Genomic DNA, 15,386 nt, shown 5'->3' on the forward strand with positions numbered 1-15,386 from the left:
CACATGTCCTTTCCCCTCCTGACCGCGACGGCGGCGCTCCCGGCCATCGGAGCCATCGCCACCGCCGCCGTCCCCGCCGCACAGCGCACCGTGGCCAAGTGGGTCGCGCTGCTCTTCTCGCTGGGCACACTCGTGCTGGCGGGCATCGTCTTCGCCCGCTTCGAGCCGGGCGGCGACCGCTACCAACTGACCGAGTCCAAGGCCTGGATCGCCGACTTCGGCGTCCGGTACGAACTGGGCGTGGACGGCATCGGGGTGGCCCTCCTCGGGCTCACCGCGCTGCTGATCCCGTTCGTCATCGTGGCCGGCTGGCACGACGCCGACCCGTCCCCAAGCTCTCAACTCCGTTCGAGCGGGGGGCCTGACGAGACGAAGCCGTACCGATGGCGCCCCACCCAGGGCTTCTTCGCCCTGATCCTCATGGTCGAGGCCATGGTGGTCCTGTCGTTCCTGGCGACCGACGTCTTCCTCTTCTACATCCTGTTCGAAGCCATGCTCATCCCGATGTACTTCCTCATCGGTGGCTTCGGCGACCGGGCCCACGCCGGCAGCGACGAGAACGCCGCGAAGCAACGCTCGTACGCGGCGGTCAAGTTCCTCCTCTACAACCTGGCCGGCGGCCTGATCATGCTGGCCGCCGTCATCGGGCTCTACGTGGTCGCGGGCAGCTTCTCGCTCTCCGAGATCGCCGCGGCCCGGGCCGACGGCACCCTGGGGATGGCGACCAGCACCGAGCGGTGGCTCTTCCTCGGGTTCTTCCTCGCCTTCGCGATCAAGGCCCCGCTCTGGCCGCTGCACACCTGGCTGCCCAACGCGATGGGCGAGGCGACCGCACCGGTCGCCGTCCTCATCACCGCGATCGTCGACAAGGTCGGCACCTTCGCGATGCTCCGGTTCTGCCTCGGGCTCTTCCCGGAGGCCAGCAAGTGGGCGACCCCGGTCGTCATCGTCCTGGCGCTCGTCTCCATCGTCTACGGAGCACTGCTCGCGGTCGGCCAGCGCGACATCAAGCGGCTCATCGCCTACGCCTCGATCTCGCACTTCGGCTTCATCATCCTCGGCATCTTCGCCATGACCAGCCAGGGCCAGTCGGGCGCCACGCTCTACATGGTCAACCACGGCATCTCCACCGCCGCGCTGCTGCTGGTCGCCGGATTCCTCATCACCCGGCGCGGCTCACGGCTCATCGCGGACTACGGCGGGGTGCAGAAGGTCGCCCCCGTGCTGGCGGGCACCTTCCTCATCGGCGGTCTGGCGACCCTGTCGCTGCCGGGGCTCGCCCCGTTCGTCAGCGAGTTCCTGGTGCTGGTCGGCACGTTCAGCGCGTATCCGGTGGCCGGGATCATCGCCACCTCCGGCATCGTGCTCGCCGCGATCTACGTCCTCGTCCTCTACCAGCGGACGATGACCGGACCGGTCAACGAGTCGGTCCGGACCATGCCCGACCTCAAGGCGCGTGAGCTGGTGGTCGCCGTACCGCTGATCGCGCTGCTGCTCTTCCTGGGCGTCTTCCCGAAGCCGCTCACCGAGGTCGTCAACCCGGCGGTGGAGCACACCATGTCCGACGTACAGAAGAAGGACCCCCAGCCCGAGGTGGAGGCCGCCAAGTGAGCGCAACAGCTGTCCACAGCCTGTGGACGACGGCGAGCGGGGTGACATCCGCAGCCCCGGGGGACCGCTTCACGGCGCCCACGATCGAGTACGCCCAGCTCGCACCGGTCCTGGTCATCGTGATCGGCGCCGTCCTGGGCGTCCTGGCGGAGGCCTTCGTCCCACGCAAGGCCCGCTACCACACCCAGCTCCTGCTGACCGTGGTGTCGCTGGCCGCCGCGTTCGCCGCCGTCGTCGCCCTCGCCGCCGGCGGGTACGGCACCACGAAGGCCCGGATCGCGGCCATGGGCGCGATCGCGATCGACGGCCCCACCCTGTTCCTCCAGGGCACGATTCTCCTGGTCTCCGTGGTGGCCGTCTTCACCTTCGCCGAGCGGCGGCTCGACCCCACCGCCCACGGCAACCGGGTCGACTCCTTCGCCGCCCAGGCCGGTACGGTCCCCGGCAGCGACAGCGAGAAGGCCGCCGTCCGCGCGGGCTTCACCACCACCGAGGTCTTCCCGCTGGTCCTCTTCTCGGTGGCGGGCATGCTCGTCTTCCCCGCCGCCAACGACCTGCTGACCCTCTTCATCGCGCTGGAGGTCTTCTCGCTCCCGCTCTACCTCCTGTGCGCCGTCGCCCGCCGCAAGCGGCTGATGTCGCAGGAAGCGGCCGTGAAGTACTTCCTGCTCGGTGCGTTCTCCTCGGCGTTCCTGCTCTTCGGGATCGCCCTCCTCTACGGCTACGCGGGCTCCCTGTCGTACGCCACCATCGCCAACGTCGTCGACGGCTCGGTCCTGGAGGTCGACCCGGCCCTCGCCGGCACCATGGGCAACGACGCGCTGCTGCTCATCGGCGGCGCGATGATCCTGGTCGGCCTGCTCTTCAAGGTCGGCGCCGTCCCGTTCCACATGTGGACCCCGGACGTCTACCAGGGCGCCCCGACCCCGGTCACCGGCTTCATGGCCGCCGCCACCAAGGTCGCCGCGTTCGGCGCGCTGCTGCGCCTGCTGTACGTGGTGCTCCCCGGGCTCACCTGGGACCTGCGGCCGGTGCTGTGGGCCGTCGCCATCATCACGATGCTGGGCGGCGCGGTCGTCGCGATCACCCAGACCGACATCAAGCGGCTGCTGGCCTACTCCTCGATCGCGCACGCGGGCTTCATCCTCGCGGGCGTCATCGCCACCAGCCCGGAGGGGATTTCCTCGGTCCTCTTCTACCTGGGCGCGTACTCCTTCGTGACGGTGGGCGCGTTCGCCGTCGTCACGCTGGTTCGGGACGCGGGCGGCGAGGCCACGCACCTGTCGAAGTGGGCCGGGCTCGGCCGCCGCTCGCCGCTGGTCGCGGCGGTCTTCGCGGTGTTCCTGCTGGCCTTCGCCGGGATCCCGCTCACCTCGGGCTTCTCCGGCAAGTTCGCCGTCTTCAAGGCGGCGGCGGAGAGCGGCGCGGGCGCGCTGGTCGTCGTCGGTGTGATCTCGTCGGCGATCGCCGCCTTCTTCTACATCCGCGTGATCGTCCTGATGTTCTTCAGCGAGCCGAAGGCGGACGGCCCCACGGTCGCCGTCCCGTCCCCGCTGACCATGACGACGATCGCGGTCGGTGTGGCGGTCACGCTGGTGCTGGGCCTGGCCCCGCAGTACTTCCTGGACCTGGCGGGCCAGGCGGGGGTCTTCGTGCGGTAGGCGATTCCCCTGTGGAACGGCGCCGGGCGGTCCTTTGTCCACAGGACCGTCCGGCGTTGTCGTAGGAGCCGCCTATCGTGGTCGGGGACGAGAGCAGGACGGACAGGGCCGGACGTGCGGACCTCGGGGGACAGAGCATTGGGCGTGACCATGGATGTGACCGGCACGGTGACCGGCAACGGGACCGACACCGACAGCGCTTCCGAGACCGAGGCGCAGCGGACGCTGCACCGGGTCTTCGGATACGACGCGTTCCGCGGCGAGCAGGGCGCGGTCATCGAGCATGTGGTGTCCGGCGGCGACGCCGTCGTGCTCATGCCGACCGGCGGCGGGAAGTCCCTCTGCTACCAGATCCCCTCCCTGGTCAGGCGCGGCACGGGGGTCGTCGTCTCCCCGCTGATCGCCCTCATGCAGGACCAGGTCGACGCCCTGCGGGCGCTCGGTGTGCGGGCCGGCTTCATGAACTCCACGCAGGACTTCGACGAGCGCCGCTCGATGGAGGCGCAGTTCCTCGCGGGCGAGCTGGACCTGCTCTACCTGGCGCCGGAGCGGCTGCGGCTGGACTCCACCCTCTCGCTGCTGGCCCGAGGCGAGATCTCCGTCTTCGCGATCGACGAGGCGCACTGCGTCGCCCAGTGGGGCCACGACTTCCGCCCGGACTACCTGGCCCTGTCCGTGCTCGGCGAGCGCTGGCCCGACGTCCCGCGCATCGCCCTGACGGCGACCGCCACGGACGCCACGCACCAGGAGATCACCCGCCGGCTCTCCATGCCCGAGGCGAAGCACTTCGTGGCCAGCTTCGACCGGCCCAACATCCAGTACCGGATCGTCCCGAAGTCCGACCCCAAGAAGCAGCTCCTCACCTTCCTCAAGGAGGAGCACGCCGGGGACGCGGGCATCGTCTACTGCCTCTCGCGCGCCTCCACCGAGAAGATCGCGGAGTATCTGTGCCGCAACGGGATCGAGGCTGTGCCGTACCACGCGGGCCTGGACGCCTCGACCCGCGCCACCCACCAGGCGCGCTTCCTCCGCGAGGAGGGCCTCGTCGTCGTGGCGACCATCGCCTTCGGCATGGGCATCGACAAGCCGGACGTCCGCTTCGTCGCCCACCTGGACCTTCCCAAGTCCGTCGAGGGGTACTACCAGGAGACCGGCCGCGCCGGCCGTGACGGAGAGCCGTCCACGGCCTGGATGGCGTACGGGCTCCAGGACGTCGTCCAGCAGCGCAAGCTCATCCAGGGCGGCGAGGGCGACGAGGCCCACCGCCGCCGGGCCGCCGCCCATCTGGACTCGATGCTGGCGCTCTGCGAGACGGTCCAGTGCCGCCGGGCCCAGCTCCTCACCTACTTCGGCCAGGAGCCCACGGCCGCCACCTGCGGCAACTGCGACACCTGCCTGACCCCGCCGGAGACCTGGGACGGCACGGTCGTCTCGCAGAAGCTGCTCTCCACGGTGGTCCGCCTCAAGCGCGAGCGGAACCAGAAGTTCGGCGCGGGCCAGATCATCGACATCCTGCTGGGCCGCAAGACCGCCAAGGTCATCCAGTTCGACCACGACCAGCTCTCCGTCTTCGGCATCGGCGAGGAGCTGGCCGAGGCCGAGTGGCGCGGCGTCGTGCGCCAGCTGCTGGCACAGGGCCTGCTCGCGGTCGAGGGGGAGTACGGCACGCTGGTCCTCACCGACGAGAGCGCGACGGTGCTCGGCCGGGAGCGGGAGGTGCTGCTCCGCAAGGAGCCCAAGAAGCCCACGACCCGCTCGTCGTCCTCGGCCGGCGGCTCCAAGGGCGCCAAGGGCAAGGCGGCCGCCGCCGACCTCCCCGCGTCCGCGGTCCCGGTCTTCGAGGCGCTGCGCGCCTGGCGCGGCGCGACGGCCAAGGAGCAGGGCGTCCCGGCGTACGTGATCTTCCACGACGCGACGCTGAGGGAGATCGCGACGCTGCACCCGTCCTCGCTCGCGGAGCTGGGCTCCATCAGCGGCCTGGGCGAGAAGAAGCTGGCGACGTACGGGGAGGGCGTGCTGGAGGTCCTGGCGGAGACGCCCCCGGGAGCGGCCGCTCCGCAGGGCCCTGCTCCGGAGGCTCCCGCAGCCGCCGAAGCTCCCACGCCCCGCCCGCCGGCGACCCCGGCCCGCGCAACGGCCCCCGCAGCTCCGGCAGCCCCCGCGGCCCCGGCCGCCCGGCAGGACAGCGACCCGGAGTTCGCCTGGGACGAGGAGCCGCCCGAGTACGAGTGAGGTGCGGACCGGGCGGCGGGGGAAGGCGGCGGGACCTACCCCGGGTCCGCCGCCCGGCGGCGGGGCGTGATCGCCGTGAGGTCCAGGTCCACGGGGAACGGCACCGACACCTTCATCCGGTCGTGGAAGATCCCCGTCGAGGTGTACGCGCCGGTGGCTGGTTCCCGTTCGAAGACGTACACCACGGCACGCCCGTCGTGGTTCTCCACCCGCCAGTAGTGCGGGATCGTCGCGCGGGCGTACTTCACGGGCTTGGTCTCCCGGTCGCGGGACCGTGACTCGGGGGAGACGACCTCGATGGCGAGGCGCACCGACTCGGCGGGGAACCGGGTCTGGTTCGGGTCCTGGATGATGTCACCGTCGATGACGATCACATCGGGCTCGGGCCGGTTGTAGCGGTCGATGTCGATGGTGAACTCGCGCACCACCTCCAGCTCGGGCGGGGCCAGGGATTGCAGCTGCCAGTTGAAGAAGTCGACCGCCCGTGAATGGAACAAGGTCTGCGGACTCACGAAAACGAGACTCCCGTCGATCAGCTCCGTGTGTGGAGGCAGATTCGGGAGTGTGTCCAGGTCATCGGCGGTCCAGCCGCCCTCGGGCGGGACCGCCCACCGCGGCTCGGAGGCCTCGGGTTCGGTGCTCATCGTTGCTCCCATGGGGAGGAGTCTCGCGGGCCAGACCAGCGTATCCGCCGGGAACCGGATGAGGCTCCCCCGAACGTGTGAACGCCTCACGCACCGCTGACCGGAGCCACGCTCAACAGCTCATCAGTCCCCGCCGCCCCCTCCGCAGCCTCCCCCGCCCCCGCCGTCGCCCCAGCCGCCGCTATCGCTCCCGCCGCCGCCGCTGGAGCGGTCCTGCTTGACGTTGCGGTGGACGGCCAGGGCGGTCCACTGGGCGCGGAGCAGGAGCTTCATCGTGGAGCGGCCGCCGCGGCCCTGGGCGCTCAGGGTGGTGGCGAGGCCGATGGCGGCGGCCATGGCCGCGAGGACCCGGCTGCGGGAGTCCGGGAAGCCCTGGGCCTCGGCCTGGTGGAAGCGCCACCGGGCCAGTGCGCCCAGGTCCGGATCGCCCGGGAAGTGGCGCTCGTACGGGAACAGGCCGAGGAAGCGGGCGGTCTCCCGGCGCAGGACGCCGCGCCCGACGAGGGTTTCGAGGAAATTCTCCTCCGTGTACCGGGCGTACTGCCGCACCCACCGCTTGGCGCTGGTGCCGGAACGGAAGCGGCTCTTGCCGGGTGGGTCCAGGGTGCGCAGCAGGTGGGCGAGCAGCGGGTCGGCCGGGTCCAGCGGGTTGACCACCTGGACCCGGCCGCGCTCCTCGCGTATCCGCCCCTGGAGCTCCAGTTCGGCCAGGGACGCACCAGCTGTGGCGTACCGGAGGAAGCCCCGGGAGCACAGCGGCTTGCCGCGCTCCGGGTCCAGGGCGAGCAGGATCAGTTCCTCGGGGAGCGTCAGCGCGGGAGCAGGAGTACTCATGGCGCCGTGACGATCCTGCCGGTCACATCGCCGAGGCCCACGCGGGTGCCGTGCGGGCCCGGTGCCCAGGCGGTCAGCGTGACCGTGTCTCCGTCCTCCAGGAACGTCCGCTTGCCCTCGGGGAGTTCCAGCGCGTCGCGGCCGTTCCAGGTGAGCTCCAGGAGCGAGCCGCGCTGGGTGGTCTCGGGGCCGCTGACCGTGCCGGAGCCGTACAGGTCCCCGGTCCGCAGCGAGGCGCCGTTGACCGTCATGTGGGCGAGCTGCTGGGCGGCCGTCCAGTACATCGAGGCGAACGGCGGCTCGGCGACGACCTGGCCGTTGATCTCGACGCTGATCCGGATGTCGAAGCCGCCGGGCTCCTCCTCCTCGGAGTCGTCGAGGTAGGGCAGGAGGGGAACGTCCCGGGCCGGCGGAGCGGTGCGGGCGGCGTCCAGGGCCTCCAGCGGGGTCACCCACGCCGAGACGGAGGTGGCGAAGGACTTGCCGAGGAACGGGCCGAGCGGCACGTACTCCCAGGCCTGGAGGTCGCGCGCCGACCAGTCGTTGAGGAGCGAGAGCCCGAAGACGTGCTCGCGGAAGTCGGCGAGCGGGACCGGGGTGCCGTGGGCGGAGGGGACGCCGACGACGAAGCCGACCTCGGCCTCGATGTCCAGCTTCACCGAGGGCCCGAAGACGGGCGCCGGGTCGGTGGGGGTCTTGCGCTGGCCGCTGGGGCGCGCCACGTCCGTACCGGAGACCACGACGGTGCCGGAGCGGCCGTGGTAACCGATCGGCAGGTGCTTCCAGTTCGGGGTGAGCGCGTCGCCGTCCGGCCGGAAGATCCGCCCGACGTTGGTGGCGTGGTGCTCGCTGGCGTAGAAGTCGACGTAGTCCGCGACCTCGTACGGCAGGTGCAGGGTCACCGCGTCCACCGGGTGCAGCAGCGGCTCGATGTCCGCGCGGTGGCCCGGGACCGTCAGCCAGGCGGTGAGCGCGCGGCGCACGTCCCGCCAGGCGGTGCGGCCCGCCGCGAGCAGCGGCGTCAGGCTCGGCTGGGCCAGCAGCCCGGCGTACGGGGAGCCGAGCGCGTGGGCGGCGGCCCCGGCGTCCAGGACGTGGTTGCCGATGCGGACGCCGACCCGGCGGTCCTCGGAGTGGTCGGGGGTGGAGAACACACCGTAGGGAAGGTTGTGCGGGCCGAAGGGATCGCCCTCGGCCAGATCGAGCGGGCTGCTCTGCTCGGGCATCTGTTGCTGCCTCGCTTTCCAGGTCGTGTGGGGGACACGTTACGTCGGAGGTCCTACCCCACGGCAGTGCCCCGACTATCCCCAACTGCGCGTATTGCCCGGAAAGTTCGGCGGGTCCCCCGGAAATCCGGGGGACCCGGGCAGGAAACACTCGGCCCGCTCGACGGAACACGCCGCCCGCTCAGCCCGCCGTGCGCGGGATGCGCTTCTCCCAGGTGCGGTGGAAGACCACCTCGCCGCCGTCCGTGCAGACCACCTCGTCGGAGGTGATGAAGTCGTGGTCGTCGGCGGCGATCTCCGAGCGTGTCTCGATCTCCACGTCCCAGGCCATCTCCGGCCGGTGCAGCCGGATCCGCCAGTCGCTGCGGGTGCGCGCGGAGAGCGGGTCGTCCTGCTGGATCGTGTACGTCTCCAGGGCGTCCTCGGTGAATTCCAGGCCGTCGGGGTAGACCCGCGTGCCGTAGCGGGGGTCGACCTCCAGCCGCCACTCGCCCTTGGCGACATCGCGGACGACCAGGCGCTCGGGGCGCGGCTCCTCCAGGGTGACGGGGTGGACGACGCCGAGCGGCTCGGACTGTTCCGGTTCGCCGAAGGTGATCGCCGGGTCCTCGGTGTGGCGGCGCACCGGCAGCTCCACGCGGCTGCCGTCCGCGTCCAGGGTGAAGCCCGCCGAACCGGCCTGCGGCCAGATCCAGGGCCAGTACGAGGAGGAGACCGCGAGCCGGATGCGGTGGCCGGGCGGGAAGGTGTGCCCGATGCCGTTGAGGTCGAAGGTGACGTCCTCACTCTCGCCGGGCGTCCAGTCGTCGGCGCGGTCGCGGCCGTGCCGGGCGGCGAGGTTGAGGACACCCCGGGTGACCAGGGTGGAGGAGCCGTCGGGCCCCACGTCGCAGAGCCGGGCGACGGCCTGGCCACGCGGCACGTCCATCCGGATGCGGAGCTTCACGCGGGGGCGGCCGAGGATCTCGATCGGCGCCTCCTCGACGGGGAACTCGAACGACACCGACTTGGCGTCCTCGTCGCGCTGGTCCGGCGGCAGGTCGGCGTCGTTGCCGAACGGGAAGAAGCGGCCCGCGTCCAGGCCGGTCTGCTGCGGCGAGGCGACGATCCGTTCACCGCCCTGGAGCGCGTACGCCACCGGGGTCACGTTCTCCGACGGCCAGGAGGCATCCCCGACCCAGCGGCCGGGCAGCGTCTCGTACACCGTGGCGGGCGGGTGCGAGCCGCTGATCCAGGACCGCAGCAGCGGCTCCCGCATCACGCCCGTCTCCTTGCCCTTCAGGTGCTGGTCCCACCAGCGCAGCGTCTCCTGGAGGAAGCCGATCGCGGGCCCGGGCGGCAGCCCCCGGTCCGGGTACTGGTGCGACCACGGGCCGATGATCCCGCGCACCTGCCCCGGATCGAGCTGCCCGACCAGGCGCAGGACGGTGTCGCGGTACGGGTCGTGCCAACCGCCGACCGCCAGGACGTGCGCCTTGATCGCCCCGTAGTCCTCGCAGACGCTGCCGTGCTTCCAGTAGTCGTCGCGGCTCTGGTGGGCCAGCCAGGTGTGGATGAAGGGGTCGACGGCCTCCAGCCGCTCCAGCCACATCTCCTTCCAGGCGTCGCCGACCTGCGCCGGGTCCGGCGGCCGGGAGACGAAGGCGAGCATGGTGGCGGCCCAGGCGTGCATGTCGATGGCGAGGACCGAGCCGCCCATGTAGTGGACGTCGTTGTCGTAGCGGTCGTCCGCCGAGCAGACGGTGACGATCGCCTTCAGCGGCTCGGGGGCGAGCGCGGCGATCTGGAGCGAGTTGAAACCGCCCCAGGAGATGCCGAACATGCCGACCCGGCCGGAGCACCACTCCTGCTGGGCGAGCCAGTGGATGACGGCGACCCCGTCGCTGAGCTCCTGCGCGTCGTACTCGTCGCCCGGCAGCCCCTCGCTGTTGCCGTGGCCCCGGACATCGACCCGTACGCAGGCGTAGCCGTGGCCCGCGTACCAGGGGTGGCGCTGCCAGTCGCGCGGGGCGGTCCGGTCACCGAGTCGGTAGGGCAGGTACTCCAGCAGCGCGGGGACCGGTTCGTCGGTCAGGGGCCGCCAGATCCGGGCGTAGAGCCGGGTGCCGCCGGGCAGCGGGATGTACACGTCCTCGCGGGTCGTCTCGTACGGGAGATCGGTCGTGATGTTCATGGGTCACCTCGGTGGGGGACGGGGGACGCCTTCTCATGAGGCCGCGACACCGGTCGTCCTCGGGCGGCGGCCGGGCCGGCGCGGTGCCGGCGGCGGTGTGGGACAAAGCGGATACCCCTGGCCCTATGAGCTGATCCCGAACATACCGGCGGTGGTGGGAAGCCGCCCACGGTGATCCATAGGAGACCGGATACGCTGAAGTTGATTCGAGAGGTGACACGTCGACATTGCGTGTGATCATCAGCAGACAGGAGATGCCCTCGTGACCGTCGTCGGGCCGTTCGGACTGCACGTGCGGGACCAGGCTCTTGAGGCCGACGTCCAGACGGGCCTGGCCGCTGTCGAGGCGGGGCTGCTCGAAGCCACCAAGAGCGATGTGCCCTTCATCACGGATGCCGCCCAGCACCTGGTGCGGGCGGGGGGCAAGCGGTTCCGCCCGTTGCTGGTCATGCTCGCGTCACAGTTCGGTGATCCGGACGCGCCGGGTGTCGTCCCCTCGGCCGTCGTCGTCGAGCTGACCCACCTGGCCACGCTGTACCACGACGACGTGATGGACGAGGCCGACGTACGGCGCGGGGTGGAGAGCGCCAACACCCGCTGGGGCAACTCGGTGGCCGTCCTCACCGGCGATTTCCTGTTCGCCCGCGCCTCCCACATCCTGGCCGACCTGGGCCCCGAGGCCGTACGCATTCAGGCCGAGGCGTTCGAACGGCTGGTCACCGGCCAGATCCTGGAGACCGCGGGCCCGCGCGACGGCCGTGACCCGGTCGACCACTACCTGGACGTGCTCAGCGGCAAGACCGGCTCGCTGGTCGCCGTCTCCGGCCGGTTCGGCGCGCTGATGGCCGGGGCCGACGAGCGGACCGTGGACATCCTCACGCAGTACGGGGAGCGGCTCGGCATCGCCTTCCAGCTCGCCGACGACGTCCTCGACATCGCCTCCGACACCCACGAGTCCGGCAAGACCCCCGGCACCGATCTGCGCGAAGGCATCCCCACCCTCCCGGTGCTGCGGCTGCGCGCCCAGGCGGCGGCCGACGGCAAGCCCGACGACCTGGAACTCGTCGAGCTGCTCGACGGCGACCTCGGCGACGACGGCCGCCTCGCCGAGGCGCTGCGCCGGCTGCGCGCCCACCCGGCGCTGGAGCAGGCCCGCCAGGACACCGTCCGCTACGCCCAGGAGGCACGCGCCACGCTCGCTCCGCTGCCCGAGGGGTACGCGAAGTCCGCGCTGGAGGAGCTGTGCGACGCCGTGGTGCACCGCGCGGGCTGAACCGCGCCCGGTGTGCTCCCCAGGTTGACGACGCCGCACCCGACAGGGCCCTACCCCTACGGGATGGGGGACTTACCCCGTCCGGTTGTCATACCGGAGCAGTAGGCGGGTTGATCCCCGGGACTGACGCTTCAAGCCGCCCGGTTTGGTCAGATGGATACCGACCACTCCTGACCACATCGGGTGAGAACGGCGGCGGGGAGTGGACGAGCAATCGGACGGAAGCCGCCGACCACGGAGGTAGGGCACACATGGCACCGAACGACAGCGCGGAGAACACCGGCGAGGCCACGGGCACTGTCGTGGGCCGCCGGAAGGCGGCGCGCTACATCGTCCCCGTCGCGGTCGCGGGGGTGGCGGCCGCGACCATCGGACTCGTCCCGGCACTCGCGAGCTCCGGCGACCCGGACCTGCCGAAGATCAGCGCACAGGAGCTCATCGAGAAGATCGCCGCCTCCGACGAGGAGCAGCTCTCCGGGACGCTCAAGATCAGCACGGACCTCGGTCTGCCCCTCGACGGCCTCGCGGGCTCGTTCGTGCCGGGCGCCGGCGAGGACCAGGGCGCGGGCGCCGCCGCCCCGCAGGACAAGCTCATGGAGCTGACGTCGGGCACGCACACCCTGCGGGTGGCCGCAGACGGCCCGGAGAGGCAGCGGCTCTCCATCCTCCAGGACGCCTCCGAGTACAGCGTCATCCACAACAAGGGCGAGGTCTGGGCGTACGACTCCAGGTCCGACGAGGTCTACCACGCTGAGGCGCCCGAGGGCGCGGGCGCCGAGAAGGAGGCCCCGAAGGCCCCCAAGGACGTACCGGCCACCCCGAAGGACTTCGCCGAGCAGGCGCTCGCGGCGGTCGGCGACACCACGTCGGTCACCGTGGACGGCACCGCGCAGGTGGCGGGCCGGGACGCGTACCAGCTGGTCATCAAGCCCAAGCAGACCGGCTCGACGGTCGGTTCGGTGCGGATCGCGGTGGACGCGGAGAACGGCGTACCGCTGAAGTTCACGCTGGCCGCGGCGAGCGGCGGCAAGGCCGTGGTCGACGCCGGCTTCACCAAGGTCGACTTCTCCGAGCCCGCCGCCTCCTCCTTCGACTTCACCCCGCCCAAGGGCGCCAAGGTGACGGAGGCCGACGAGCTGGAGACCGGCGAGGACGAGCACGGCGCGCCGCAGAAGGCGCTCCCGGAGCAGTTCTCCGGGCAGATCCCCGGGCTGGAAGGACTGGAGGGCTCCGAGGGCGTCAAGGTCATCGGCGAGGGCTGGACGTCGATCGCCGCGATCGAGATCCCCGGCGGCAAGGGCCTGCCCACGGCGGGCTCGGGCGACGTGCCGGCCGAGGCCCAGGGCTTCCTGGACGCGCTCGGCGACAAGGTCACCGGGAAGTTCGGCTCGGGCACGGTCTTCAAGACCCGCCTCGTCAACGCCCTGCTGACGGACGACGGCAAGGTATATGTCGGAGCGGTGACGAAGGACGCGCTGGTACGGGCGGCCGACGGCGCCAAGTAGGGCCTTTCCGGGTCACCCGGCCGGCCCGCCCCGCCGCACAGGTCTGCGGCGGGGCGGGCCGGCCCCTGCGCGTACTGAGAGGTGCGACCGGCATGACGGACCCAGCGGCCGTGCGCACGGCCACGGACCCCACCGCCACCGTCCAGGCCCCCGTCATCGAGACCCGGGGCCTCACCAAGCGCTACCGCGGCGGTCAACTGGCCGTCGACGGCCTCGACCTCACCGTCCCCGGCGGCAGCGTCTTCGGCTTCCTCGGCCCCAACGGCTCCGGCAAGACCACCACCATCCGGATGCTCATGGGCCTCATCGACCCCACCTCCGGCACCGCCAGGGTCCTCGGCCGGCCCATGCCCCAGGCCTCCCGCACGGTCCTCCCGGAGGTCGGCGCGCTGATCGAGGGGCCCGCCCTCTACGGCTACCTGAGCGGCCGCGACAACCTCCTGCGGTACGACCGCGCCGACCCCACCGCCGACCCGCGCACCCGCCGGGACCGCGTCGCCCACGCCCTGGAGCGGGTCGGCCTCGGCGCGGCTTCGGCCAAGAAGGCGAAGGCGTACTCCCTCGGCATGAAACAGCGCCTCGGGCTCGCCGCCGCCCTGCTCCGGCCGCGCCGCCTGCTCGTCCTGGACGAGCCGACCAACGGCCTGGACCCGCAGGGCATGCGCGAGATCCGCTCCCTGGTCCGGGAGCTGGCGGCCGAGGGCACCACGGTCTTCCTCTCCTCGCACCTGCTGGACGAGATCGAGCAGGTCTGCACCCACGCGGCGGTGATGGCCCGGGGCCGGCTGCTGGTCCAGGGCCCGGTCGCCGACCTCGCCGCGAGCGCCCGCGGCCGGCTCGCCGTCACCACGCCCGACCCCGGGGACGCCGTCCGCATCCTGGCGGAGCACGGCCTCACCGGCCTGGCCACCGACGGCGGCCGGCTGACCGCCGACGCCCCGCCCGCCGCCGTGGATCTCGCGGACCTCAACGCGGCGCTGGTGGGCGGCGGGGTCCGGGTGCGGTCGTTCGGGATCGAGGGCGGCTCGCTGGAGGACGCGTTCGTGGCACTGACCGGAGAGGGATTCGATGTCGCAGGCTGACGTTCCGCGGACGGGGCCGGCCCTGCCCCGGGAGAGCGTGGGGCCCCGCCCCCGTAACCCTTTCCGGCCACTCGGAATCCTCCGCTCCGAGATCACCACCACCCTCCGCCGCCACCGGACCTACGCGCTCCTCGCGGTGCTCGCCGCCGTCCCCGTACTCATCGGGATCGCCGTCCGCATCGAGACGGGCGGTGGCGGTCCGGGGGGCGGGGGCGGGGCGGGCGGCGGGGGCGGGCCGGCGTTCCTGACCCAGGTCACCAACAACGGCCTCTTCCTCGTCTTCGCCGCCCTCGCGGCCACCCTGCCGGTCTTCCTCCCGATGGCCGTCGGCGTGGTCGCGGGCGACGCGATCGCGGGCGAGGCGAGCACCGGGACCCTGCGCTATCTGCTGGTCGCCCCGGCGGGCCGGACCCGGCTCCTGCTGGCCAAGTACGCCTCGGTCCTCACCTTCTGCCTGGTCGCCACCGTGGTGGTGGCCCTCTCGGCGCTGGCGGTGGGGGCGCTGCTCTTCCCGGTGGGCGAGGTCACCACGATCTCCGGGACCCGGATCAGCTTCGGCGAGGGCCTGGTGCGGGCCGCGCTGACGGCGGCGGTCGTCGCGGTGTCGCTGGCCGGGTTCGCCGCGCTGGGTCTGTTCGTCTCGACGCTGACCAACAGCGGGATCGGGGCGATGGCGGCGACGGTCGGGCTGCTGATCACGGTGCAGATCCTGGGCAGCATCCCGCAGCTGAGCGCTGTCCACCCCTACCTGTTCCCGCACTACTGGACGTCCTTCGCGGACGTCCTGCGCGAGCCGGTCCACTGGGACGGGCTGGTCAGGAACTTCCAGCTCCAGGGCGCGTACGCGGCGGTGTTCGCATCGGCTGCCTGGGCCCGCTTCACGACGAAGGACATCACGGCCTGAGCGGGTGCCGGAGTGCGGTGATCCCGGCTCCGTGAGCGAGGCGAGGAGGTCGTCCCGTGGCCGGATCGGATCGGTGAGCGGTCGTCCATGCCGTCGGCCGGGCGAGCCGTCCCCCGATCGGCTCGTCGCGGCACGAACGGCACGAACGGTGCGGAGAGTGGAACGACACGACACGGTACGTTCCGTTTCCGCTTGGGTATTGTTCGGCCTCTGACGACGACCTGTCAACAAGGAATGGCTC

Annotated in this window: 11 protein-coding genes; 7 read left to right on the forward strand and 4 right to left on the reverse strand. The window is 71.8% G+C overall.

Going from position 1 to position 15,386, the window contains the following annotated elements; translation table 11 throughout:
• The first annotated feature begins 3 nt into the window (after window positions 1–3).
• From ACIQAK_RS14060 to recQ, 3 genes are all read left to right on the forward strand, one after another.
• The gene (locus ACIQAK_RS14060) at window positions 4–1,611 is read left to right on the forward strand and encodes an NADH-quinone oxidoreductase subunit M (RefSeq protein WP_366390554.1); all 1,608 of its coding nucleotides are present in this window, start codon (window positions 4–6) and stop codon (window positions 1,609–1,611) included.
• Window positions 1,608–3,272, forward strand: a complete 1,665-nt coding sequence (nuoN, locus tag ACIQAK_RS14065; RefSeq protein WP_366390555.1) for an NADH-quinone oxidoreductase subunit NuoN — start codon at window positions 1,608–1,610, stop codon at window positions 3,270–3,272. The genes ACIQAK_RS14060 and nuoN overlap by 4 nt, the downstream gene beginning before the upstream one ends.
• Before the next feature lie 150 nt (window positions 3,273–3,422).
• A complete protein-coding gene (recQ, locus tag ACIQAK_RS14070; protein WP_366390591.1) occupies window positions 3,423–5,504 on the forward strand; it encodes a DNA helicase RecQ in 2,082 nt (693 codons plus the stop codon).
• A 35-nt stretch (window positions 5,505–5,539) separates the two neighbouring features.
• Here the strand turns inward: recQ and ACIQAK_RS14075 are convergent, their stop codons facing one another.
• The 4 genes from ACIQAK_RS14075 to ACIQAK_RS14090 form a co-directional block, all read right to left on the reverse strand.
• Complete coding sequence (locus tag ACIQAK_RS14075; RefSeq protein ID WP_366390556.1) at window positions 5,540–6,148, reverse strand: Uma2 family endonuclease; 609 nt, start codon at window positions 6,146–6,148, stop codon at window positions 5,540–5,542.
• 123 nt (window positions 6,149–6,271) lie between these two features.
• Window positions 6,272–6,982: a GPP34 family phosphoprotein gene (locus tag ACIQAK_RS14080; protein WP_366390557.1), complete on the reverse strand. Its 711-nt coding sequence runs from the start codon at window positions 6,980–6,982 to the stop codon at window positions 6,272–6,274.
• On the reverse strand, window positions 6,979–8,208 hold the full coding sequence (gene fahA / locus ACIQAK_RS14085; protein WP_366390558.1) for a fumarylacetoacetase: 1,230 nt from the start codon (window positions 8,206–8,208) through the stop codon (window positions 6,979–6,981). Before fahA ends, ACIQAK_RS14080 begins: the two co-directional genes overlap by 4 nt.
• A gap of 181 nt (window positions 8,209–8,389) precedes the next feature.
• A complete protein-coding gene (locus ACIQAK_RS14090; protein WP_366390559.1) occupies window positions 8,390–10,381 on the reverse strand; it encodes a CocE/NonD family hydrolase in 1,992 nt (663 codons plus the stop codon).
• A 262-nt stretch (window positions 10,382–10,643) separates the two neighbouring features.
• Between ACIQAK_RS14090 and ACIQAK_RS14095 the strand changes: the two genes are divergently transcribed.
• The 4 genes from ACIQAK_RS14095 to ACIQAK_RS14110 all read left to right on the forward strand — a co-directional run bounded on the left by ACIQAK_RS14095 (window position 10,644) and on the right by ACIQAK_RS14110 (window position 15,145).
• Window positions 10,644–11,654 carry a polyprenyl synthetase family protein gene (locus ACIQAK_RS14095; RefSeq protein ID WP_366390560.1) on the forward strand — a complete coding sequence of 337 codons (1,011 nt, stop codon included), beginning with the start codon at window positions 10,644–10,646 and terminating at the stop codon, window positions 11,652–11,654.
• 251 nt (window positions 11,655–11,905) lie between these two features.
• The gene (locus ACIQAK_RS14100; RefSeq protein WP_366390561.1) at window positions 11,906–13,159 is read left to right on the forward strand and encodes a sigma-E factor regulatory protein RseB domain-containing protein; all 1,254 of its coding nucleotides are present in this window, start codon (window positions 11,906–11,908) and stop codon (window positions 13,157–13,159) included.
• A gap of 92 nt (window positions 13,160–13,251) precedes the next feature.
• Window positions 13,252–14,241, forward strand: coding sequence for an ABC transporter ATP-binding protein (locus tag ACIQAK_RS14105; RefSeq protein ID WP_366390562.1), 990 nt, complete (start codon window positions 13,252–13,254; stop codon window positions 14,239–14,241).
• Complete coding sequence (locus ACIQAK_RS14110) at window positions 14,228–15,145, forward strand: ABC transporter permease (RefSeq protein ID WP_366390563.1); 918 nt, start codon at window positions 14,228–14,230, stop codon at window positions 15,143–15,145. Before ACIQAK_RS14105 ends, ACIQAK_RS14110 begins: the two co-directional genes overlap by 14 nt.
• Window positions 15,146–15,386: the final 241 nt, after the last annotated feature.

The sequence above is a fragment of the Streptomyces sp. NPDC088706 genome (assembly GCF_044752765.1).
GTDB lineage: Bacteria > Actinomycetota > Actinomycetes > Streptomycetales > Streptomycetaceae > Streptomyces.

Bases quoted from the DNA above. Each gene is read 5' to 3' on its own strand.
- ACIQAK_RS14080 (WP_366390557.1), bottom strand. From the start codon at position 6,982: ATGAGTACTCCTGCTCCCGCGCTGACGCTCCCCGAGGAACTGATCCTG.
- ACIQAK_RS14090 (WP_366390559.1), bottom strand. From the start codon at position 10,381: ATGAACATCACGACCGATCTCCCGTACGAGACGACCCGCGAGGACGTG.
- recQ (WP_366390591.1), top strand. From the start codon at position 3,423: ATGGATGTGACCGGCACGGTGACCGGCAACGGGACCGACACCGACAGC.
- fahA (WP_366390558.1), bottom strand. From the start codon at position 8,208: ATGCCCGAGCAGAGCAGCCCGCTCGATCTGGCCGAGGGCGATCCCTTC.
- ACIQAK_RS14075 (WP_366390556.1), bottom strand. From the start codon at position 6,148: ATGAGCACCGAACCCGAGGCCTCCGAGCCGCGGTGGGCGGTCCCGCCC.
- ACIQAK_RS14060 (WP_366390554.1), top strand. From the start codon at position 4: ATGTCCTTTCCCCTCCTGACCGCGACGGCGGCGCTCCCGGCCATCGGA.
- ACIQAK_RS14100 (WP_366390561.1), top strand. From the start codon at position 11,906: ATGGCACCGAACGACAGCGCGGAGAACACCGGCGAGGCCACGGGCACT.
- ACIQAK_RS14105 (WP_366390562.1), top strand. From the start codon at position 13,252: ATGACGGACCCAGCGGCCGTGCGCACGGCCACGGACCCCACCGCCACC.
- ACIQAK_RS14110 (WP_366390563.1), top strand. From the start codon at position 14,228: ATGTCGCAGGCTGACGTTCCGCGGACGGGGCCGGCCCTGCCCCGGGAG.